This is a genomic window from Psychromonas arctica (genome assembly GCF_036697365.1).
Taxonomy (GTDB): domain Bacteria; phylum Pseudomonadota; class Gammaproteobacteria; order Enterobacterales; family Psychromonadaceae; genus Psychromonas; species Psychromonas arctica_A.
Window position 1 is genome coordinate 453720 of sequence record NZ_JBAHZA010000001.1, and the last position, 23670, is coordinate 477389.

The window sequence follows — 23670 nt, forward strand, 5'->3', positions numbered from 1 at the left end:
TATGATAAAACACCTAATCACCTTATGTTTTGTTGCCCTATTTTTAGCAGCATGTAGTAGTAATGAAACCCAAAAATCTGATGATAATTATGATCAAGATACAGCTAATGGTCGATACCAATACAGTCAAGATCATGCCCCAACAGAGATTCCACCTCTAGATGACGTAGAAGATGCAGTGCCGCGCTATGAACCCTACTCTCGTGGCGGTAATAAAGACTACACTGTTCGTGGAGTTGATTACGAAGTCTGGCGTGATATTACTAAACTAACAGAACGTGGTGGCGCATCGTGGTATGGGAATAAATTCCATGGACATTTAACTTCTAATGGTGAACGTTACAATATGTTTGCTATGAGTGCTGCACATAAAAATTTACCACTGCCTAGTTATGTACAAGTAACTAATCTTGAAAATAATAAACAGATCATCGTTCGCGTGAATGATCGCGGTCCTTTCCATGAAGGTCGTATCATCGATCTATCTTATGCTGCAGCGAATAAGTTGGATATTATTAAAGCAGGAACAGGACAGGTCGAAATTAAACTACTGCACTTTCCAGAAGAAACAGACACATCAGCACTTTATGAAGAACAAAGTGAAGCTGTGAATGGCAATTACAGTATTCAATACCTGGTTACTTCGAGCGCAGAAAAAGCAGAGTTACTGACTCAAAAGGCGACACATAAATACCATGCGATGACTTACTTTGAGCAGAAAGGTGACCTGTATTACCTAAGAGTTGGCCCATTAAGCAGCCAAACTAAAGCTAATAGGCTACTTTCAGAGATACGTGAAGAGTTTGGAAAAGCTTATATTATCCATACTAAATAGCTAACTGACTGATTAAATAATTAAATAGCAAAAAGCCCAATGTTATCACTAACATTGGGCTTTTTTGTATTGCTAACATTAAACTAAAGTTTGTTATTCGCCAGCTATCTTCATCTTCTTAATTAAAATAGAACCTGTTTTTAAACTGCTTCTTGGATCAATATCAGAGCCAATTGCACTAATGTCCATAAACATCTCTTTTAAGTTACCTGCAATAGTGATTTCATGAACAGGGTAACTAATCACACCATTTTCCACCCAGAAACCAGCCGCACCGCGAGAGTAATCACCTGTTACCATGTTGACCCCTTGGCCCATTAACTCAGTAACAAATAACCCCGTACCCATCTCTTTTAAAATGCCCGCTAAATCTAAACCGTTATTTTTAACGAACCAGTTATGAATACCACCAGCATGTCCGGTGCTTTGTAAGCCCATTTTACGAGCTGCATAACCGGTTAATAAATAAGTTTGTAAGAAACCATTATCAATAATATTACGCTTTACTGTACGGCCACCTTCGTTATCAAAAGGCGAACTAGCGATGCCTTTTACAATATGCGGATCTTCAGTAATAGACATCCAATCAGGAAATACTTGAGTATCAATAGAGTCTAGTAAGAATGAAGACTTTTTATAAAGGCTTGCACCACTAATTGCACTCACTAAATGTCCAAATAATCCACTCGCCATTTCCGGACAAAATACCACAGGGCTTTCTTGTGTTGCGATCTTACGAGCACCTAAACGATCAACAGTACGACTAACAGCTTGCTCTGCTACCCATTGTGCAGAATATAAATCGTTAATGTCACGGGCACTGCTGTAACTATAATCGCGTTGCATCTCATCGTTTTCTTGTGCAATTAACACACAGCTTAAACTGTGGCGGCTACTAGCATAACTTTCTAGGAAACCATTACTATTACCATATACTTGTAAGCTCGTATGGCTATTCATACCAGCGCCATCAGAATTGACAATGCGCTTGTCAGTATTTAGCGCAATATCTTCGCATTGCTTCGCTAGCGCTAATAATTCATCAGTGTTTTTATTACTTGGATGGTAGAGGTCTAAATCAAGCGGATCAGTTTCTAGAAGCGCTTTATCTAACAAACCAGCATACGGGTCTTGGCTGGTGTACTTAGCAATATCTACTGCCGCTTTAACACTCGCAGCAATCGCTTCTTCACTTAAATCAGCAGTAGAGGCACTACCTTTACGGTGATCAACATAAACACTAATTCCCATTGCGCCATCATGATTAAACTCAATATTTTCAACTTCACCTAAACGTGTGTTAACTGAAATACCAGCACTTTTCCCTAAAGCGACTTCAGCTTGGCTCACCCCTAAATCATTGGCAATATTAAGTGCCGTATTAACGGCTTTTTCTAGTAACTGTTTCTGTTCAATCATGTTCAAGCACCACAAGTTAAATAAATTTAAGATGAGAAATAATAACATGGATTAAGGTAAGCATCTTGTGATGATGTTATGATGCGCATAATTATTTAATCCCTAACGTGATAGACCAAAAGCTATGAATAAAAAAGTTGAAGAAATACTCGAAGAAGAAGAGATCAGTAAGTCGCAAATTAAACGTGAAGCAGAAGCTTTAAAGGATATTGGTCGTCAACTTGTGGCATTAAATGCTAAGCAACTTGCACAAATTCCAGCAAGCGATACCTTAATGGAAGGTATCAAAGTAGCACATAAAATCGCTAATAAACATGAAGCATTACGCAGACAGTTACAGTACATAGGTAAAGTATTACGTACTGAAGATATGGAAAAAATTACGGCTAAATTAGATATCTTAAACGATAATAACCGTAAACGTACTCATGCGATTGCTCACCTAGAATTGTTAACAGAGCAGATGATTGAACTAGGAGATCCGAAAATCAATGATGCGCTAGAGATGTACCCACAACTTGAACGTCAAAAATTACGTCAATTGGTACGCCAAGCAAACAAAGAAAAGAAACTAGAAAAGCCAGCGAAAACTGCTAAAGAATTATTTATCTACTTAAAAACTAACTGTCTGTAAGTGATTAAGTTTTTATATCGATCATATTAACTAAATCAGTTAATTAATATGGTAGGTAACTAGATCAAAAAAGCCAGAATAATAACTATTCTGGCTTTTTTATAGGAGCTAATAAAAGTATTAGTTAGTTCCACCTACGGTTAATTGATCAATTTTCAATGATGGCTGGCCAACCCCTACCGGCAAGCTCTGTCCTTCTTTACCACAAACCCCAACACCAGGGTCTAAACACATATTGTTAGCAACCATCGAGATTTGTTGCATCGCATCAAAGCCATTGCCGATTAACGTTGCCCCTTTAATGGGTGCAGTAATTTTACCATCTTCAATCAAATAAGCTTCAGAAGCTGAGAACACAAATTTACCCGAAGTAATATCCACTTGACCACCACCAAAGTTAGGCGCGTAGATACCTTTTTTAACGCTTTCGATTAGCTCTTCATGCTGGTATTCACCATTTAGCATGAAAGTGTTAGTCATACGCGGCATTGGTAAATGCGCGTAAGATTCACGACGACCGTTTCCGGTTGGATCAACACCCATTAAACGCGCATTTAACTTATCTTGCATGTAACCTTTTAAAATACCATTTTCGATCAATACGTTACGCTGACCTTTAGTTCCTTCATCATCGATATTAACCGAACCGCGACGGTCAGCAATACTACCATCATCAATAACCGTACAGTGTTTAGAAGCAACCTGTTGGCCAACTTTACCTGAAAATGCTGAAGACCCTTTACGATTAAAGTCACCTTCTAATCCATGGCCCACTGCTTCATGTAACAATACGCCCGGCCAACCAGCACCAACGATTACTGGCATAGCACCAGCAGGCGCTGCAATAGCCTCAATATTGATTAAAGCCTGGCGTACTGCTTGACGAGCATAGCCAAAGGCTTTTAACTCGCCTTCTTGTGTATCAGTAAAGTAATCAAGGTCAAAACGACCACCGCCACCAGCACTACCACGTTCACGTTTACCATTCTTTTCAATTAACACAGAACAACTAAAGCGAATTAGTGGGCGTACATCTGACGCTAAAGTACCATCATTAGCAGCCACTAATATCTCTTCATAAACAGCATTTAATGACACAGTCACTTCAGTAACAGCAGGATCTAAAGCGCGAGCAAAACTATCTACTTGCTTTAACAGTTCAATCTTTTTATCACGACTCATACTTTGTAATGGATCAGCCGAACCGTAATAAAGCGGTTGTGCCGTTGGCATAATCAACTTAACGCTTTTTTCTTGCCCTGAGTTAGCAATACTTTTAGCTGCATTTGCAGCTTCAGCAATAGCATCTTTAGAAATATGATCAGAATAAGCAAAGCCAGTTTTTTCACCAGAAACAGCACGAATACCCACGCCTTTCTCAATGTTATAACTACCTTCTTTGACAATACCGTCTTCTAATAACCAAGATTCATGTCGACTCGCTTGAAAATAAAAATCTGCGTAATCAATTTGAGCTCCCGATATCTGACTAAGCTGTGATTCGAGATCACTAATTTGCATCTCCGCAGGGGCTAAAAAATTGTCTACGACTTGTTCAAAAGACATTAAAGATCCTTATTTATAAATACTATTAAATCGATTGTGTTGCTGTACCGGCATTTTCTTTCTAATTTGATTAACATCTTGTAATGCAAAATCGGCTTGTACCGAGCCATTGCCAGTTGTTAACTGCCCAATAACTTCTCCCCAAGCATTCACAATCATTGAATGCCCATAGGTATAACGTGTTGCATGCTCTGGTTGATGCGCAAAGTGCACTCCACCTTGATTAGCCGCTAACAGATAACACTGCGTCTCGATAGCTCGGGCTTGCAATAATGCTTGCCAATGTGCCTTTCCTGTTACTTGAGTAAAGGCAGCTGGTAATATAATAATCTCAGCACCTTGTTCTCTGAGCTGCTGAAATAAACCAGGAAAACGTAAATCATAACATATTGCTAAACCAACTTTAGCAAAACCACAATCTACTACTTTAACTTGGTCGCCAGGAATAAAAGTATCAGACTCTCTGTAAGCACCCTGCGCATCTTCTACATCCGCATCAAACAAGTGTATTTTATGATAGTGCGCTAATAAAACACCTTGTGGGGAATAAACTAAACAAGTGGTATAAATTTTATCTTGTTGTTCACTCTTAATTGGAAAACTACCGCAAATTAACGTACAAGCATAGTTTTTTGCCAGTTCAGCTAAACGATGTTGAACATTACCATCGCCTAACGTTTCAGCCTTCAACAAATAATTATCTCGACTGCCAAAGCATAATGCGTTCTCTGGTAATAAAACCAAGTGGTTTATCTCTGGCTCTAACGTCAGCGCATCAAGTTGTTCTATTATTTGTTCGAAATTATGCTCAATACAGTCACTACTAATGATTTGAATCGCAGTTAATTGGCAAGCTTTAGTCTCATTACTCATTTCATTACTCCTTAACAGAGTTACTATTTTTTGGCATTGTTAGCTTGGTTATCTTCTAACTTTTCTAATACTTCACTATTTTGTAATTTAACTGAACCTTTTAATCTGTCTTCTATGGTAATTTTAGGATCAGAAATAGGCCCTTTTGCAGAAAAATCAACACGTACAATAGTGTCTACTACAGGCTCTAAAATCTTCGTTAACATCAATACTGCGGCACCAGTTAATGGGTTAATAGCAAAAGCTGCTAACACCGGTAAACTTGAAGTTACTGCAGGACTATAGCTAAAACGATAGTTAACATTTAAGTTCGGCAAATCAATTAACCCAGTTCCTGAAATTTTACCTGCCGAACCATCTAAAAAGTAATCATCATTTTTCAAGATACCATTGGTAATACTAGCCGATAACGACATATTATCGAACCCTAAACCTTTAGAGAATACATTGTCGAATTCGAGGTTCAAGCTACGACGAATCGCATCTAAACTTAAAAAACTTAATAAACGAGCACCTTTATCATCCACTTCAGTAATTTGACCATCTTCAACATCTACGGTCAAATCGCCATTCAAGGACTCAAAGTTAAACTGCCACGGTGCTCCTACCCAATTTAAAGCGCCATTCAATTCACTTTCCTGATAATTCATCGGGCTTTTATAACCTAAGCGACGCACCAGGTTGGTTTGGCTGCTACCTGTAGCATCAAAGATAATATTGGTACGACGTTGATCCCAGACTCCAGAAATATTCGTTGCTTGTTGCGCTTCACCAAGTTGTACATAATCGATGTTATAACGAGATTTACTTGGGAATACATGTGCCTTCAATGGGGAGAAAGACATTTTATTATAGATACATACCACGCACTCTAAAAACACTTCAGGATAATCTAGACGTAGGTTATCGCTAGGTTCAGAAAATGCAGATGACTCTTGCTCTCCAAACGCGCTTTTTAATGCTTCCATATCTAATGATTGGAAGTTCATATTTTGAATACTGATATCATATCTATCAGGAATACCTTTTCGATATTCCAAATTCGCTAATAGATCATCACCTTTTACATTGATCGCCAACTTCTTATCTGACTGTTGTAAATCCGTAGATAAGTTAACAATAGGCTGTTCAAATAACTCAGCATGTTTAACATTTAAATAAAGATGATCGAGATTAAATAAGGTATCACTGTCATCAGTTTCTTGCTTAGTTTGTAAATGATCTTTAATCACACTCACCCAAGGGGTTAGGTTTACACGTGACTCATTAATTCGAACGATTTGCTTGTTTTTATCAATAGGTAGATTTAAGTCATTACCCAAGCCTAAATAAAAGTATTTAAGCTTGGTTTTCTGTCCTGGATAATACAATTCACCGGATGATTTTAATTTATTTGAAATTAATGCATTCCAACGAATACCATTTTGGTCACCGTTGACGTTAACTTTAGTTAACCAAGATTGCAGTGCATTTTTATTATACGGTGCAGGTAAACTAATTTTAGTGCCCTGCAGAGGTGAAGTTAGGTTTACACCAAACTTATAATTATCCTGTTGTTGACTAAAGTTCACTTGACCTTGCCAATCTAAACGACCACTTAATTGTAATGGTAACAACGATGACTGCTCACGGCTTAACTTAGTCATATCCCATTGGCCAAATAAACTGACCAATAATTCATATTTACTATCATTTTCATTACTAGAAAATGAAAAATTAACTGGTTGATCAAATAATTTTGCAGTTAGCCCATTACCTGTAAAATTCTCATCGATAAAACTAAAACTACCCTGCGTATTCTTCAACAATAGGTTAGTTTCATCACCAAGCTTAATATTGACATCGTTACCTTTAAGGTTAAATTTCCCTTTTACTTGTGTTTCACCATTTATTGAAGAGAAAGGAATGTTTAATGTTAACTTACCTTGTAAATTATCTTTAACTTGTAAGGTCTCAGCAACTGACGCCAAACTATCTTTGATTGGGGAGTTCAATAGATATTGCATAATATCATCAGCTTTTTGATTGATATCTGCTTCTATATTGATACCACCATTGCTAGAAAGTGTAGCAACCTTAGCTGACAACTTATCAACCTTCATGCTGCCTAGTTTAGCTTTCTCACTTTCCATCAGTAATGAATCATTTTCAAATAATAAATCTAGATCTAAATCATACAAACCTTTCCAGTCTTCAAAGAAATTATACTGTGCATTTTTGATCGGAATAAAAGCTTGGAAAATGCCTTCTTGTTGCTTAAATGGATACGCATCCAAAGGGCCTTCCCATAGCACTTTCGCACCATCTGCAGAGCCTTTTTGAATTGCAGACTGTAAATAATCAAATACATCATTTCCCAATGCTTTTACGGGGAGATAATGTTGAGCTTTGCCCGCATCACTTAATGAAGCGTAAGAATATAAACGTAAATATGGGCTCAATACTTGCTCATTTTGAGCGGTATCAGAAGCATTTTGATTAGGTAATGGATCTTGTTGAGTTGGTAAAAACAATGAAAATTGTGTAGTGCTCTTTAAATCGTCAGTATCAAGGAGAAACTTATTACTTGCTAAAGTAATACCAGCAGTATTAGCTTTCCAATGCAGGTCAATATCACCTTTTTGCAAAGGCATTGAGCGATTGAATTGACCATCAAAAGTAATACTTTGCGGATCAAGTAAAATTGATGCATGTCCGCTGTCTTGGTCAGCTGTTACCTTGATATTAGCATTACTTACACCCGGAATAATATCGTGTGCAAGATTGCTAAAGTCATCAATATGCGCACTCACTGTCAGCTGCCCAATCGGGTTGAAATTCATATCCAACTGGCTCAGTTTACCACCTACTTCTAAGCTAGAAACATACTTTATTTGCTCTTCTGAAAGAGACGAAAACAGTAAACCAAAAGGGGTGATTGCATTAATATTAAACCCCTTGAGGTCCAATTGACCAAAGCCCCCAATATCGCCATGACCAGCAATATTGACATCATTTAAAGGCGTGTAGTTATGAGTAACATTTAAATCATAACTATCAAATAACCAATGCTGATCATCATAAGAAAACTGAAATAAACCATCATTAATTTGCCAACTCTCAGACTCTTCTAACATGGTCCAAGCAATTTCGGAGTTATCCCAATGTAATTGCATATTCTTTAAGCCATTGGCATCAAAATCACTCCATAGTCGAAATGAGACTACCGCAGAAGTTAGATTGGCTAAAGGGTTAACCTGAGGTTTTAAGTATTCAGTGGCATTAAGGTTTTCTGCTTGTGCATATAAGCGACCGACTAAATTATCTGGTGTGGCTTCAGCATCGCCGGTAACGTCAATAATAAACTCTAATGTATTATCACCCAGGGTATTAGGTAATGATGCTTTACCAACACCTTGATGTTGTTGCCCGTCATTTAACCAGCTTAAATCTTGGATCAGGATAGTTTTTTGATTGTAAAGGTGGTCAGTAAAACGGATACGACTTTCAGTAATAGCAAAAGAGCTTAAACGTAATAATAAAATATTCTTTAGTGACGATAAGGTACTCTGTGATTCAGCATCATCTGAATCAGAAGTCGATAGCTGGTCAAGGTGTTCAGAATCCAAAGCAGACTTTAGTAATAAGTCAGCGCCTTTAATCGAAATATCATTAAAAACAACTTGTTGTTTTTGTAAACTTTCTAAAAAATCTAAGTGTAAAAACAGGTTATCTATTTTTAACTCGAAAGGTAATACATCAGTTTCAGTGAAGGTAACATTGTTCAAGGTCAACACTAAACCAGAGAAGTCGATCCCCGCAGAGACTTTATCGGCATCGACATTTATATCATGTTCTGCTGCAACCCATTCAACGAGCTGTGCTTTATAATCTTCAACACCATTAATCGCAAAACGGGCAGCCGTTAGTACTACCGCTAAGACAATTAAAGTCACCACCAGTAACACTATTAAGCATTTTAAACATTTTTCCGTAAAATGTTTCAAAAATGAGAACCCATTTACCATCCTTTTGTTGCGTGCCAAATAACGATTAAGCCAGTGATGACGCACTATCCATAATAATTAAGCTAACTATCAATCTTAATATGCTTTTCGATAAAAGCAATCTCCTCAGAGGAGTGTATTAAATCATCACCACATCAAACTGCTCTGGTCCGTACATTGGCTCAGCATGGATTTCCACGCGCTTCTGCATAAACACAATTAGCTCGCCCAAGTTGTAAGACTCGTCACCTTTAAGTGCTTCTGCAACAGCCACTGACGCATATACAGCAAAACGTTCAGCAGAATAAGCTCGGTCTACGCGTAATATCTCTCGCAATATTTCATAGCACACTGTTTCAACGGTTTTTACATAACCACGACCATTACAGGTTTTACATTCACCACAGAAAATATGTTCAAGACTTTCATGCGTTCGTTTACGCGTCATCTCAATCAAACCTAAAGGCGAGAAGTCATTGATATGTGTTTTTACGCGATCTTTTGCTAATGCTTGCTCTAAACTATTAAAGACACGACGACGATGCTCTAGTAGCTTCATATCAATAAAATCGAGTATAATAATGCCGCCTAAGTTACGTAGTCTTAGTTGCCGTGCAATGGCTAACGTCGCTTCAATATTAGTATTGAAAATAGTCTCTTCAAGGTTTCGGTGTCCAACGAAAGCACCAGTATTAATATCCACCGTGGTCATCGCTTCCGTTTGATCGATGATCAAATATCCACCTGATTTTAATTCTACTTTACGATTTAGAGCGCGTTGCACTTCATTTTCAACATCAAACAGATCAAATATTGGGCTTTCACCATCATAATATTCAACCTTGCCCTCCAACTCAGGCACAAAGTCAGCACTGAATTTTGATAACTCTTTAAAACTCAATTTAGAATCGATGCGTACACGGTCAATTTCATTACCGACAAAATCTCGCAGGATACGAAATGCTAAACCTAAATCTTGATACAGCATTTTGTTTTTAGATTGCGTACGTTGTTTACGTGTGATCACTTTACGCCATACTCGTTGCAAGAAAGCAGCATCGTTTCTTAATTCAGCTTCAGGCGCGCCTTCAGCCGCGGTGCGTATAATAAACCCACCCAAATCATCCACACAGGATTGTGTGATCTCTTTTAAACGCTCGCGCTCTTCAGCACTCTCAATACGCTGTGATACACCAACATGTTTGGTATCAGGCATAAACACTAAATAGCGTGAAGGCAAAGTGATATCAGTGGTTAAACGTGCACCTTTAGTGCCTAATGGGTCTTTCACCACTTGCACAATGATATTTTGACCAGGTCTCACTAACGTTGAAATGTCAGCAACTTTAAATTTATCTTTATCAGGGCCGGTAAAGCACTCTGCATGTAAGTCGATATCTGAGGCATGTAAAAATGCAGCCTTCTCTAAACCAATATCAATAAATGCGGCTTGCATCCCAGGTAAAACACGGGTTACTTTGCCTTTATAGATATTACCTGCGATCCCTTTACTGACTTGACGCTCTATATGTAGCTCTTGTAAAACACCACCTTCAATCAACGCAACGCGCGTTTCTGTAGGTGTGATATTCATTAATAATTCAACGGACATGTTAAGCCTCTTCAAAGCGTTTAATAAGTTGTGCGGTTTCGTAGAGTGGTAACCCTACGACTGCACTATAACTACCCGAAATGTGGGTAACGAATTGCCCTGCAATTCCTTGAATGCCATAACCACCAGCTTTATCTTTTGGCTCACCTGTATCCCAATAATCTGAAATTTCTTGATCTGAAAGAATTTTAAAAGTGACTTCAGTTGTTACTAACTTAACGGCTTGTTGTTGGGCAGTCACTAAAGCGACAGCCGTTAATACTTGATGTGTATTACCTGATAATAAATGCATCATCTGCTGAGCATGTAACTTATCTTGTGGTTTTTCCATCACGACACCGTCACATACAACAATCGTATCAGCCCCCAACACGACACCTTGTTGCTGATTATTCAGTAAACCAGCTAAGGCTTTTTCTAATGCTAATCGCTGCACATAATGCTCAGCACTTTCTGCCACTTGTTGAGTTTCATCGATACCCGCTTTAATGCGTTCATATTCAACATTAATTTGTGATAACAACTCACCTCGACGCGGAGAACCTGACGCTAAAAACAGTTTGAATGGCATTAACTCACCTTATAACGAACGCGCAAATAGCGCATAAATAGAAAGAACCAAGGCCAAATCAACATAGACGTAAAAATCGACCAAAAATAAGGTCTATGCAACACAATCTCTTGCATGCTGGAAGCTATCCAATACAAGCCTAATTTAGCAATAAAGATAAATACACCTAATAACAAGGTCGTTTGCACTAAGGTAAAATTACGAAAACGCTGGAAATTAATACTGGTTAAATACGCCAGTAAAGAAAACAATAAACCATGAGTCCCCAGTGTTGATCCTAGTAATAGGTCAAGTATCAAACCGAGTATAAATGCATGCCCAATGTTCACTCTATGCGGTAGCGCAATAATCCAATAAAAAATCACTAAAATCATCCAATTAGGACGAAACGCATTAAATATGATCGGTAACGGAAAAATATCCGCGACCAAGCAAACAAAAAAAGTAAGGTAGATAACTCTATAACTATTCAGCAGGGGCATCGAATTCTTCCGGAGAATCTAACGTTAAATCAGCATCGGCTAATGGATCATCATTCCAAAGTAAAAGTAGATAACGACTTCTATCTAAATCTGCAACAGGCGTCGCTGTTACCGTAGCGTATAACTCACCCTCTTGGTAATCAAAGCGGCTAATTTTAGCCACTGGATAACCTGCAGGAAAGCGTCCACCGAGACCAGAGGTGACTAACAAGTCCCCTTCTTTAATATCCGCATTACTTTGAACAAAAGGCACCTTCAGTTGGTCCCATGCGCCACTGCCGTGTACTACTGCAATCACATCATTACGCTGAACACGAACAGGAATACCATGTGTAGCATCGACAATTAACACCACTCGACTAGTGGTACTCCCAACTTGAGAGACTTGCCCAACAACACCTTGTTCATTGATCACAGGTTGACCTAAATACACGCCATTCAATGCACCTTTATCAATCAATAATTGATGGGTGAATGGATCTGAGCGTAAACTCATCACTTCAGTGATCATACGTTTGTATTTAAACTCTCTTTCAGAGTTTAACAGTTCGCGAAGTTGCTTATTTTCACTTTGTAACTGACCTAATAAAAGACGGTCTGCTTTTAAATGTAAATTGTCTTTTTCTAATTGTTGATTGCGGTCGACTAGCGCTTGTCTTGTCATGATGTTTTCAGAAAAAGAGCTAATTATTTTCTGTGGTGCATCAGCAACATATTGGATAGGTGAAACGATCGAATTTAAATAGACACGAGCCGAAGAGAATAAATTGAATTGACTATCTGCGATCATCAATCCGACACAACAGGCTATCACAATGGATAGCCTAAGTATGAAAGAAGGACCGCGGGTAAAAATTGGTTTCATGGGGGTTTCTATTGAATGTTAACGCAGGAGTTAACCTGCGTTAATTGATATCAATCTCCGTTAAAGACATCACCACCATGTGTATCGATCATCTCTAATGCCATACCGCCACCACGTGCAACACAGGTAAGAGGATCATCAGCAACAATCACTGGGATGCCAGATTCTTCAGACAACAGACGGTCAAGCTCGCATAATAATGCACCACCACCTGTTAGGACCATACCTTGTTCAGCGATATCAGCTGCAAGCTCTGGCGGAGTTTTCTCTAATGCTAACATCACAGCTGAAACAATACCGCTTAATGGCTCTTGTAATGCTTCTAAAATTTCATTGCTGTTTAAAGTAAAGCTACGAGGAACACCTTCAGCAACGTTTACGCCGCGTACTTCAATCTCTTTAACTTCATCAATTGGGTAAGCAATAGCAATGCTATGTTTGATACGTTCAGCAGTAATTTCACCAATAGTACAACCGTAGTTACGACGTACATAGTTGATAATCGCTTCATCAAACTTATCGCCACCAATACGCACAGAAGCAGAATAAACAATACCATTTAATGAGATAACAGCAACTTCAGTAGTACCACCACCGATATCAACAACCATTGAACCTTTTGCTTCAGATACAGGCATACCTGCACCAATTGCAGCAGCCATTGGCTCATCGATTAAAAATACATCGCGTGCACCAGCACCCATTGCAGATTCACGAATAGCACGACGCTCAACTTGTGTAGAACCGCAAGGAACACACACTAAAACACGTGGGCTAGGACGCATAAAGCTATTGTTATGCACTTGTTTGATGAAATGTTGCAACATTTTTTCAGTAATATAGAAATCAGCAATAACACCGTCTTTCATCGGTCGAATTGCTTGAATATTGCCAGGTGTTTTACCTAACATCTGCTTTGCAGCACTACCTACAGCGGCAACCCTTTTGCCATTTTTATCCATTCGAATTGCAACTACAGAAGGTTCATCCAAGACGATGCCTTGGTCTTTTACGTATATAAGGGTATTTGCAGTTCCTAAATCGATCGATAAATCGTTAGAAAACATACCGCGGAACATTTTAAACATGAATATTTCCAAAAGAAGCGAATAAAAGTAATTCGCGTACTCTACCAACCCGCTAAAAATACAGCAAGAAAAGAAAGTGAAAAGCTTGCTTTTACTGGCATTAGCGAGCACAAATTAGTTATTTTGATCACCGTCGAAGGGTTACCAAGATAACATTCAACTATCCGTCTATTTTTCAACCAGTAACAATCTGAATATGTCTATCGACAAATGTACCTAAACAGACACAAAGAAACACAAATAGTTTCTGCTTTTAAGTGAACAAGTAGTTAAAAAATAATGAAATTTTAGTTATAAAAAAACCTACCGAAGTAGGTTTTTAATACATTAATAATATTAATGGCTTACTGATGCTAACTTTTCAAAGTAATCAGGGAACGTTTTAGACGTACACTTAGGATCGTTAATTGTCACAGGTGTATCGCTTAATGCCACTAATGAAAAACACATCGCCATACGGTGATCATCATAGGTATCAATTGCAGCATGGTTAAGTTGTGCAGGTGGTGTAACTTCAATAAAGTCATGGCCTTCAATCACTTCAGCACCCACTTTACGTAGTTCAGTCGCCATCGCATATAAACGATCTGTCTCTTTTACACGCCAGTTGTAAACATTAGTAATTTTAGTCGTACCTTCAGCAAACAAGGCTGCCACAGCAATGGTCATCGCCGCATCAGGGATATGGTTCATATCCATATCAATCGCTTTTAACTGACCTTTGCTCGCTTTAATGTAATCGTCGCCCCATTCAATATTTGCGCCCATTGCTTCTAAAGCATCAGCGAATTGAATATCACCCTGTACTGACTTTTTACCAATACCAGTGACTTTGATGCTACCACCACCAATCGCAGCAGCCGCTAAAAAGTATGAAGCTGATGAAGCATCACCTTCTACTAAGTAGTTACCAGCAGCTTGGTAAGTTTGGCCACCTTTGATCACAAAGCGTTGGTATTCACCGTTAATATTATCTACTTCAATACCAAAGTCTTGCATAATTTGTAGCGTAATTTTAATGTAAGGTTTTGATACTAACTCACCAACAATATTAATCGTTGTATCTTCAGAAGCCATCGGTGCAGACATTAAAAATGCTGTTAAGAATTGGCTTGAAACACTACCATCAATACTAATATCACCGCCTTTTAGGCCAGTTCCTTTAATTTTTAATGGTGGGTAGTTTTCATCTTTTAAGTAAGTAACGTCAGCGCCAGCTTGCTTAAGTGAATCAACTAATGAACCTATTGGACGTTCAAACATACGAGGTTCGCCAGTCAAAGTGTATTCACCTTGACCTAAACACAATGCAGCACATAAAGGGCGCATTGCAGTACCTGCATTACCTAAGAAAAGCTCAATATCACCTAACTCTTGTGTATTAAAAGCACGACCTAATCCTTCAACAACACACTGCTTTTTGTCAGCAGAAAGCGTGTAGTTAACACCTAGTTTTTTTAACGCGTTTAACATATGACGAATATCATCACTGTCTAATAAATTTGTTAAAGTGGTCGTTCCTTTAGCCAATGCCGCTAATAATAAAGCGCGGTTTGAAAGGCTTTTTGACCCGGGTAAATTAATCTCACCATCGACTTTTTTAATCGGGTTTAATAATAACTGTTCCATACTAATTGTTTCTCTTATTGCAAATTTAAAACACGAGTAAGTGCTTGTTTAAATCGTTGATTCTCAGCTTCAGTACCAATACTGATACGTAAATGTTGTGGCAAACCATAACCAGTAATCGGTCTTACAATCACGCCTTCTAATAAGAGTTTTTGATAAACCTCATCGCCCGACTGACCCACATTAACTGTAATAAAGTTACCCATTGATGGGATATACTGTAATTTATTCGCGTCAAAGAAAGCACTTAAATCTTTCATACCGGCATCATTTAATCGCACACTATCCACTAAGTATTGTTCATCTTGTAAGATAGTTTCTGCTGCTTTTAAGGCCAATGCATTACAGTTAAATGGCTGACGTACACGGTTTAAAATATCAGCAACATCTGGATGTGAAATACAGTAACCAACACGTAACCCAGCTAAACCGTAGGCTTTAGAGAAAGTACGTGACACAATTAGATTAGGAAACTCAGCAATCCAAGCAATGGCATTGCCACGACGCTCAGCTGATGCATATTCAAAATATGCTTCATCTAATACGACTAACACGTCACTCGGCACTTTGTTTAAGAAACCTTTAATCTCATCTTGCTCTAAAAAAGTACCGGTCGGGTTATTAGGGTTAGCAATGAAGATAAGCTTAGTGTTATCGGTTATCGCCGCAGCCATTGCCTCAAGGTCATGACCATAGTCTTTTGCTTTTACTACAACCGCTGTTGCGCCAATTGCTTGTGTTACTAATGGGTAAACGACAAAAGCATGCTCTGCAAACATCACTTCATGACTATTATCTACAAAAGCACGTGCAATCAACTCTAATAAATCGTTTGATCCATTACCTAAAGTGATTTGGTTTAATGCAACGGAATACTTGTCCGCTAATGCCTGTTTAAGGTAGTAACCGTTTGCATCTGGATATCGAGTTAATTCCGTTAACTCTTTTTGTAATGCTGCTTTAACTGATTCACTTAGCCCTAATGGATTTTCATTAGAAGCTAATTTTACAATATCAGTAAGACCTAACTCACGCTCTAATTCGTCAGTTGGTTTACCTGCTTGGTAAGGGTGTAGTTTTTGTACGCCCTTATTCGCCAAGCTTAAAAAATCATTGCTCATTTTAATTCCTTTCAATCACTTTTATCACGAGATTATGCGTAGCGTTTTTCGAATTCAGCCATAAAATCAACTAACGCTTGAACACCTTCAATCGGCATCGCGTTATAGATACTTGCACGCATCCCACCGACTAACTTGTGGCCTTTAAGTGTTAATAAACCAGCAGCTTTTGATTCACTTAAAAATGTTTCATTTAAACTATCATCAGCGAGTGTAAAAGGAATATTCATACGACTACGTACACTTTTATCGACATTGTTACTGTAGAAAGAAGATGCATCGATAGCGTTATATAGCAACTCAGCTTTAGCAATATTCTTTTTCTCTACTTCAACAATACCGCCCTGTGCCAATAACCATTTAAACACTAGACCCGCTAAGTACCATGAGTAAGTAGGCGGAGTGTTATACATAGAATCAGCGTTTGCTTGTATCTCGTAATCAAAGATTGATGGGATTGCCTGACGAGCTTTACCGACTAAATCTTCACGTACAATCACAATCGCTAAACCAGATGGGCCAATGTTTTTTTGTGCACCTGCGTAGATTAAACCAAACTTACTAATATCCAATGGACGAGATAAAATAGTCGAGCTCATGTCGGCGACTAACGGCACATCACCCGTTGCAGGTACATCAAAGATTTCAATCCCTTCGATGGTTTCATTTGGACAGTAATGTAGATATGCAGCTTCGCTATTCATTGACCATTCATCACAAGGCTTAACAGCAATTTTACCGTCAGCAGTAGTGGTCATGATATCGGTTTCTTTAATACGCGCGTGTTTCTTTGCTTCAACCACGGCAGACTTAGACCATTGTCCAGTCAGGATGTAATCTGCGTCTAGTTTATCGCCTAACAAGTTAAGCGGAACCGCAGCAAATTGACCACGTCCACCACCTTGGCAAAATAATACTTTGTAATTATCAGGTACTGACAGTAACTCGCGTAAATCCATCTCGGCTTGTTTAGCTAATGCGATATATTCAGGACTACGGTGACTGACTTCCATCACAGAGACACCTGAACCTTGCCAGTTACAAAATTCGCTTTGTGCTTGTTGCATTACTGCTTCAGGTAACATTGCTGGGCCAGCACAAAAATTAAAAATCTTACTCATTTTTATATCCCTTAAAACAAAATAAGCGGCTACGGCCGCTTATTGATTATGATAATCCACTACTCAGCAGTATCAGTCTCTTGCTCATCGACTACGTCAGCGGGTGCATCAGATGTACTACCTTCTTCGACTGCAGGTGTTGTTTCACCCTCTTCATCTTCGTAAACAGGTACATCTTTAATTTCATCAATACGTTGTAACGCAACGATTTTCTCGTCTTCAGAGGTACGGATTAACGTAACACCTTGCGTATTACGACCCACCACAGAAACCTCAGAAACACGTGTACGTACTAAAGTACCCTTGTTTGAGATCAACATGATTTCATCGTTTTCATCAACTTGTACTGCACCGACTACTTTACCGTTACGTTCACTCACCTTAATTGAGATCACACCTTGTGTTGCACGGCTCTTAGATGAGTAATCTTCTAATGGCGTACGTTTACCGTAACCATTTTCAGTCGTTGTTAAGATATGACCCGTCTCATTTGGTACGATTAACGAAACAACTTTGCCACCTTCGTTTAGTTTAATACCACGAACACCGGTAGCTGTACGACCCATTGGACGAACACCTTTGAACTTGATTTCAGGATTACCGTTTTCATCTAGAACAACGTTACCTTCTTCATCAGTGACTTCACTCTCTTCAGCTTCTTTAAAGCGAACCACTTTACCTGCGTCAGAGAAAAGCATGATTTCATTTGTACCATCAGTTAATGCAACACCGATTAGTTCGTTATCATCATTTAAGTTAATCGCAATCAAACCACTTGAACGAGGACGACTGTAAGCACTTAATGCGGTTTTCTTAACTGTACCGTTAGCTGTTGCCATGAATACGTATTTATCATCTTCATATTCACGTACCGGTAAGATAGCGGTAATACGTTCGCCCTCTTCAAGCGGCAAGATATTCACAATTGGACGACCACGCGCTTGACGAGATGCTAATGGAAGTTGGAATGTTTTCAGCCAGTACAAACGACCACGAGTAGAGAAACATAGAATCGTGTCATGGGTACTTGCTACTAATAGTTTTTCAATGAAATCTTCATCTTTCATCTTAGTCGCTGCTTTACCTTTACCACCACGACGCTGTGCTTCGTAGTCAGATAGAGGTTGGTACTTAACGTAACCTTCGTGAGAAAGTGTTACGACCACATCTTCTTCAACGATTAAATCTTCCATACATAGATCAGATTCAGATTCAGTAATTTCAGTACGACGAGGGTCAGCGAAGTTATCACGCACTTCTTCTAACTCTTCTTCAATTACTTCCATCAAACGAGCAGGACTTTCAAGGATGAATAATAATGCAGCAATCACTTCTAATAGCTCTTTGTATTCACCTAAGATTTTCTCGTGCTCAAGACCGGTTAATTTATGTAAACGTAAATCAAGAATCGCTTGTGCTTGAATTTCAGTCATGAAGTATTGGTTATCACGGATACCAAACTCAACAGCTAAACCATCAGGGCGAGCAGCATCAACACCGCTTGCTTCTAACATAGAAGAAACCGCACCTAAATCCCAACCACGTGCTTGTAAAGCAAGTTTCGCTTCAGCAGGTGTTGGTGACTTACGGATTAAATCAATAATCTCTTCGATGTTAACCAGTGAAATAGCTAAACCTTCAAGGATATGTGCACGATCACGGGCTTTACGTAATTCAAATACTGTACGACGTGTAACCACTTCACGACGGTGTAGAATAAACGCTTCTAACATCTCTTTTAGGTTAAATAACTTAGGTTGACCATGGTCAAGTGCAACGGCATTGATACCAAAAGTCACCTGCATTTGTGTTTGTGCGTATAAGTTATTTAATACAACCTCACCCACTTCACCACGTTTAACTTCAACCACCATACGCATGCCGTCTTTATCAGACTCATCGCGTAAAGCACTAATACCTTCAATTTTCTTATCTTTTACAAATTCCGCAATCTTTTCAATCAGACGCGCTTTGTTCACTTGATAAGGTAATTCATGTACCACGATCGTTTCACGACCAGTTTTTTCATTAACTTCAACTTCCGCTTTAGCACGTACTTTAATTTTACCGCGGCCAGTTGTGTAAGCATCAATGATACCTTTACGACCATTAATAATACCCGCAGTCGGGAAATCTGGTCCTGGTATATGTTCAATTAACTCATTAACCGTAATGTCTTCGTTTTTGATCAACGCTAAACATGCACTAATCACTTCACCTAGATTGTGTGGCGGGATATTAGTTGCCATACCAACCGCAATACCCGATGAACCATTAATCAATAGGTTTGGAATTTTAGTCGGTAGCACTTCAGGAATGAATTCAGTACCGTCGTAGTTAGGTACGTAATCAACCGTCTCTTTTTCTAAATCGGCTAATAATTCATGTGCTAGTTTCTGCATACGGATTTCTGTGTAACGCATCGCTGCCGCGCTATCACCATCAACAGAACCAAAGTTACCTTGACCATCAACCAACATGTAACGTAATGAGAAATCTTGCGCCATACGAACAATCGTATCGTATACAGCAGTGTCACCATGTGGATGGTATTTACCGATCACGTCACCAACAACACGTGCTGATTTTTTATAGGGTTTGTTCCAATCATTACGTAAGATATTCATCGCAAATAAAACACGGCGATGTACTGGTTTTAGACCGTCACGTACATCGGGCAATGCACGCCCTACGATCACGCTCATAGCGTATTCAAGATAAGAATTTTTTAATTCATCTTCAATATTAATTGGAGAAACGTCAGAGGCAAATTCGCTCATAGAAACTTAAATCCTTAATTTAGTGGAAATAGACTGAATTTAGTAAGAGATTGATAGTAGCACAAATGCACCTCAGCAAAAGGCTTTTAAGCAGCTAAATCGTCTGAGAATCGTTTTATGGGCGAATTTGAGGCATTTATCGTTTCAACGTTCATTTTTTAACCAGTTAATTTTTTAAATTAAACCGCTCAGCGTTGCAAAATAAAATTCCCCATCGGAATTATTATCACGTTATAATCGTTTACTAGGTCAAATGACGCAATAATCAACGACATTAGCCCACTTTTATCTGCCACAACACATACAGGGTGCACACAGCATGGATCACAACACACCAACAACCATCTCAGCTTTAGAAGCAACGTCAGAAGAGTTGATATCAGAAAATAATGTTGATCAACAAGAGATCGAAAAGTTCTCTGCAATGGCAGAACAATGGTGGGATTTAGAAGGTGATTTCAAACCGTTACACATGCTAAACCCAACTCGCCTTGAGTATATCGAACAAGGTGTACAAGGTTTGTTTGGTAAAAAAATCGTCGATGTGGGTTGTGGCGGCGGCATCCTAGCAGAAAGCATGGCCATTAAAGGCGCAGAAGTTGTTGGCATTGACATGGCACACGCCTCGTTACAAATCGCACGTTTACATGCCTTAGAAACAGAAACCAAAGTCACTTATAAGAAAACCACAGCCGAGCAGTTTGCCGAAGCAAATGCAGAGCAGTTTGATGTAGTGACTTGTATGGAGATGTTGGAGCACGTACCAGATCCAGCGTCAGTGATCCAAGCTTGTTGTGATTTAGTGAAACCAGGTGGCACCGTTTACTTCTCAACCATCAACAAAACTTGGAAAGCCTATCTAATGATGATTTTAGGGGCAGAGCATGTTTTAAAATGGGTACCAAAAGGTACTCATGAATATGAGAAATTCATTCGCCCTTCTCAGTTATTAAGCGCAATTGATGCAACGCAGTTACATTGTGATGATTTGTGTGGCGTGGAATATAGTCCGTTATCAAGTGATTTTAAAATCACTAAAAATGTTGATGTGAACTATATGTTGAAATGTACGAAGGTGATTTAGTTTTTCGTTACTTTTAGTGTGTTGATTTTCGGGGCGCTGGCTTCAGCCTGCATGTTTTTACTTTGTGTTTTGTTATTTCTCGTCTACGCTCGTCGGGTCAGCTTTATACATGTTCGCAGTGGTTTCGCCCTGTCGGCGAGTTCATTTTCTTTATACGAATAAAGAAAACAGAACCAAAAGAAAATCGCTCCGATACGTTTTTTAATCTGAATAAATAACTACCTTCTTAACGCACCGCTCAGACTCGAAATCCATGTCTCGAACTGAGCTAGCAACGGACAAAGTGCACGCAGAGCTTAGCCCGCTCATATAACTATGCTGTCGCATAAATCGCTCCATGTATCTACTTGCTAAAGGCTGTAATTGATTCAGAAAAACTTAACGGGGGTTGTCGTAGCCGCATTGAGCAAGGTTTTATTGAAGCTAAATCAGGAATTGTTAGTTCAGTTTGTTAAATTAGTATTAAGCTGTATGAAGTATAGGTTTTAGGGGCGCTGGCTTCAGCCTGCATGTTTTGACTCTATATTTTGGGTTTTGTTATTTCTCTTCTGCTCACTTCAGAAGAAGTGAAATAACACAGGACAACTATCAACTTTAACTTGTAGTTAATTTTATGAATTTCAACTAATGAGGCGCCACAACTTCAGCAGTTATTATATTGCCCTTTTAATGCCTAAAAAACCCCACTTCCACTTGGTGTCTACGTTAGGAACAAAAAGCATTGGGGATTGAATTGATGATTCATTTACTTCAACTTCGACACCTATTTTAGCAAATGTTGTTTGAATAAAAGTACCGACATCTAAAGATATACCTGCAACTAATGTACACCTATGGTTTGATATATTTGAGTATATCTCTATCGCATCTTTTAAACGAATACTTGGAGATAAAGTACGAATAGCCCTCACAAAGGCAACTTTAGAAGTATTTACCTCTTGAGGCTTAACATCTATCTGATAATACACTTCGAATCATCCTTACATGTAACGTCTTGCTTGAGTGGCTTGTTAAGTATACTTTTACACCAACCTCGGAATGAATGGGTGTATTACCCAAAATACCAAAGGGATTACGACACCAATTATTAATAACTTTAATGAGTAAGTATTGTTTCTAATTTTGGGTATTACCACTAATAAAGCTGAAAATAATATAGATAAAATACAGCTACCAATTAATAGAAGAAGCAATAAGATTTCAATGATGTCACCACCACCCTTGGGCTCACCATCGGCAACAGAAATTGACCAATAAAATGTTGCTCTAAAGGCGAAAGTTGAAACTAAAATAACTAACGGAGTAATAGCCAAAACTTGATATATGCGACAGATTATCATGTACACCTAATGCTGTTTTAAGCGGAAGATTAACGTTGACTATAATCGCGAAGCGATGGCCGGTGGTTTTTATTCACTTTAAGCAACTTGTTGTGTAACAATTCCGAAGCCAGGTTCTTTGTCAACATCGCTACCTTCCACACTAAAAGAAACTAAGCGCAATCTATCAGGGAATGTATTGATTACAGATGTTAAATAAGCATCAGAATCACTTATATTAAACTTATTACGAATAGCAGAAAACCTCACAGAGTTAAATTTATTTGCAACCATATAACTACTAACTTTGCTAAGGAGTAGTTTCCGTTTTTTATCTTTATGATCAAAGACAACTGCAACAACAAGCATTAGAAAGACAAATACGAGAACAATAAGTAAAGATATTAGTTTATGCTCAGCCAAAGATGGAATCCTTTCTATAACATCAAACCACGCACCAATAACAAAAGGCGCAACAGCTAAACCGATATATATCATTTGAACATGGCTAGCTTCTTTCATAAGTTCAAATATTGTCTTTACATCGCCAACTTTCATCATTTTGTATTACACCTTATTTGTTGTATAACGAAGCTGTAGAATTTCTTATTTTCAGCCCGATTATTTAAAATAAAAAACACATTAATTCATATTTAGTTGAGATTCCAATAGATAATTCGGATTT

General features: G+C 38.5%; 19 protein-coding genes. 3 read left to right on the forward strand and 16 right to left on the reverse strand.

All coding sequences use genetic code 11. The annotated features are described in order from the left end of the window. Window position 1: 1 nt before the first annotated feature. Window positions 2-835 (forward strand): septal ring lytic transglycosylase RlpA family protein, encoded by an 834-nt coding sequence (locus V5290_RS01990; protein WP_333381215.1) that lies wholly within the window; start codon window positions 2-4, stop codon window positions 833-835. Between the two features lie 93 nt (window positions 836-928). Here V5290_RS01990 and pmbA read toward each other — a convergent pair whose 3' ends face one another. Beyond that, window positions 929-2254 carry a metalloprotease PmbA gene (gene pmbA / locus V5290_RS01995; RefSeq protein ID WP_333381218.1) on the reverse strand — a complete coding sequence of 442 codons (1326 nt, stop codon included), beginning with the start codon at window positions 2252-2254 and terminating at the stop codon, window positions 929-931. A gap of 124 nt (window positions 2255-2378) precedes the next feature. Between pmbA and yjgA the strand changes: the two genes are divergently transcribed. Beyond that, a complete protein-coding gene (yjgA, locus tag V5290_RS02000; protein WP_333381221.1) occupies window positions 2379-2888 on the forward strand; it encodes a ribosome biogenesis factor YjgA in 510 nt (169 codons plus the stop codon). 120 nt (window positions 2889-3008) lie between these two features. Here yjgA and tldD read toward each other — a convergent pair whose 3' ends face one another. From tldD to gyrA, 12 genes are all read right to left on the reverse strand, one after another. Next, entirely contained in the window at window positions 3009-4454 is a 1446-nt protein-coding gene (tldD, locus tag V5290_RS02005; protein WP_333381223.1) for a metalloprotease TldD, read from the reverse strand. A 9-nt stretch (window positions 4455-4463) separates the two neighbouring features. After that, window positions 4464-5327 carry a carbon-nitrogen hydrolase family protein gene (locus tag V5290_RS02010; RefSeq protein WP_333381226.1) on the reverse strand — a complete coding sequence of 288 codons (864 nt, stop codon included), beginning with the start codon at window positions 5325-5327 and terminating at the stop codon, window positions 4464-4466. Window positions 5328-5350: 23 nt separating this feature from the next. After that, on the reverse strand, window positions 5351-9334 hold the full coding sequence (locus V5290_RS02015) for a YhdP family protein (protein WP_333381228.1): 3984 nt from the start codon (window positions 9332-9334) through the stop codon (window positions 5351-5353). A 118-nt stretch (window positions 9335-9452) separates the two neighbouring features. After that, window positions 9453-10925 (reverse strand): ribonuclease G, encoded by a 1473-nt coding sequence (gene rng, locus V5290_RS02020; protein ID WP_333381231.1) that lies wholly within the window; start codon window positions 10923-10925, stop codon window positions 9453-9455. Between the two features lies 1 nt (window position 10926). Next, window positions 10927-11496, reverse strand: coding sequence for a Maf family protein (locus tag V5290_RS02025; protein ID WP_333381235.1), 570 nt, complete (start codon window positions 11494-11496; stop codon window positions 10927-10929). Next, window positions 11496-11978: a rod shape-determining protein MreD gene (gene mreD, locus V5290_RS02030; RefSeq protein WP_333381238.1), complete on the reverse strand. Its 483-nt coding sequence runs from the start codon at window positions 11976-11978 to the stop codon at window positions 11496-11498. The genes V5290_RS02025 and mreD overlap by 1 nt, the downstream gene beginning before the upstream one ends. After that, window positions 11962-12843, reverse strand: a complete 882-nt coding sequence (gene mreC, locus V5290_RS02035) for a rod shape-determining protein MreC (RefSeq protein WP_333381240.1) — start codon at window positions 12841-12843, stop codon at window positions 11962-11964. The genes mreD and mreC overlap by 17 nt, the downstream gene beginning before the upstream one ends. Window positions 12844-12893: 50 nt before the next feature. Then, window positions 12894-13931, reverse strand: a complete 1038-nt coding sequence (locus tag V5290_RS02040) for a rod shape-determining protein (RefSeq protein WP_113819585.1) — start codon at window positions 13929-13931, stop codon at window positions 12894-12896. Between the two features lie 336 nt (window positions 13932-14267). Beyond that, window positions 14268-15560, reverse strand: a complete 1293-nt coding sequence (aroA, locus tag V5290_RS02045; protein WP_333381243.1) for a 3-phosphoshikimate 1-carboxyvinyltransferase — start codon at window positions 15558-15560, stop codon at window positions 14268-14270. A 14-nt stretch (window positions 15561-15574) separates the two neighbouring features. Then, window positions 15575-16681 (reverse strand): histidinol-phosphate transaminase, encoded by a 1107-nt coding sequence (hisC, locus tag V5290_RS02050; protein ID WP_333381246.1) that lies wholly within the window; start codon window positions 16679-16681, stop codon window positions 15575-15577. Between the two features lie 32 nt (window positions 16682-16713). Next, entirely contained in the window at window positions 16714-17802 is a 1089-nt protein-coding gene (gene serC / locus V5290_RS02055; protein ID WP_333381248.1) for a 3-phosphoserine/phosphohydroxythreonine transaminase, read from the reverse strand. A 59-nt stretch (window positions 17803-17861) separates the two neighbouring features. Next, on the reverse strand, window positions 17862-20582 hold the full coding sequence (gene gyrA, locus V5290_RS02060) for a DNA topoisomerase (ATP-hydrolyzing) subunit A (RefSeq protein ID WP_333381250.1): 2721 nt from the start codon (window positions 20580-20582) through the stop codon (window positions 17862-17864). A 424-nt stretch (window positions 20583-21006) separates the two neighbouring features. Between gyrA and ubiG the strand changes: the two genes are divergently transcribed. Then, window positions 21007-21666, forward strand: a complete 660-nt coding sequence (gene ubiG / locus V5290_RS02065; protein ID WP_416351592.1) for a bifunctional 2-polyprenyl-6-hydroxyphenol methylase/3-demethylubiquinol 3-O-methyltransferase UbiG — start codon at window positions 21007-21009, stop codon at window positions 21664-21666. Window positions 21667-22319: 653 nt separating this feature from the next. Here ubiG and V5290_RS02070 read toward each other — a convergent pair. The 3 genes from V5290_RS02070 to V5290_RS02080 all read right to left on the reverse strand — a co-directional run bounded on the left by V5290_RS02070 (window position 22320) and on the right by V5290_RS02080 (window position 23546). Then, window positions 22320-22634 carry a hypothetical protein gene (locus tag V5290_RS02070; RefSeq protein WP_333381255.1) on the reverse strand — a complete coding sequence of 105 codons (315 nt, stop codon included), beginning with the start codon at window positions 22632-22634 and terminating at the stop codon, window positions 22320-22322. Between the two features lie 54 nt (window positions 22635-22688). Further along, window positions 22689-23006, reverse strand: coding sequence for a hypothetical protein (locus V5290_RS02075; protein ID WP_333381258.1), 318 nt, complete (start codon window positions 23004-23006; stop codon window positions 22689-22691). 78 nt (window positions 23007-23084) lie between these two features. Then, the gene (locus V5290_RS02080) at window positions 23085-23546 is read right to left on the reverse strand and encodes a hypothetical protein (RefSeq protein ID WP_333381261.1); all 462 of its coding nucleotides are present in this window, start codon (window positions 23544-23546) and stop codon (window positions 23085-23087) included. Window positions 23547-23670 lie beyond the last annotated feature (124 nt).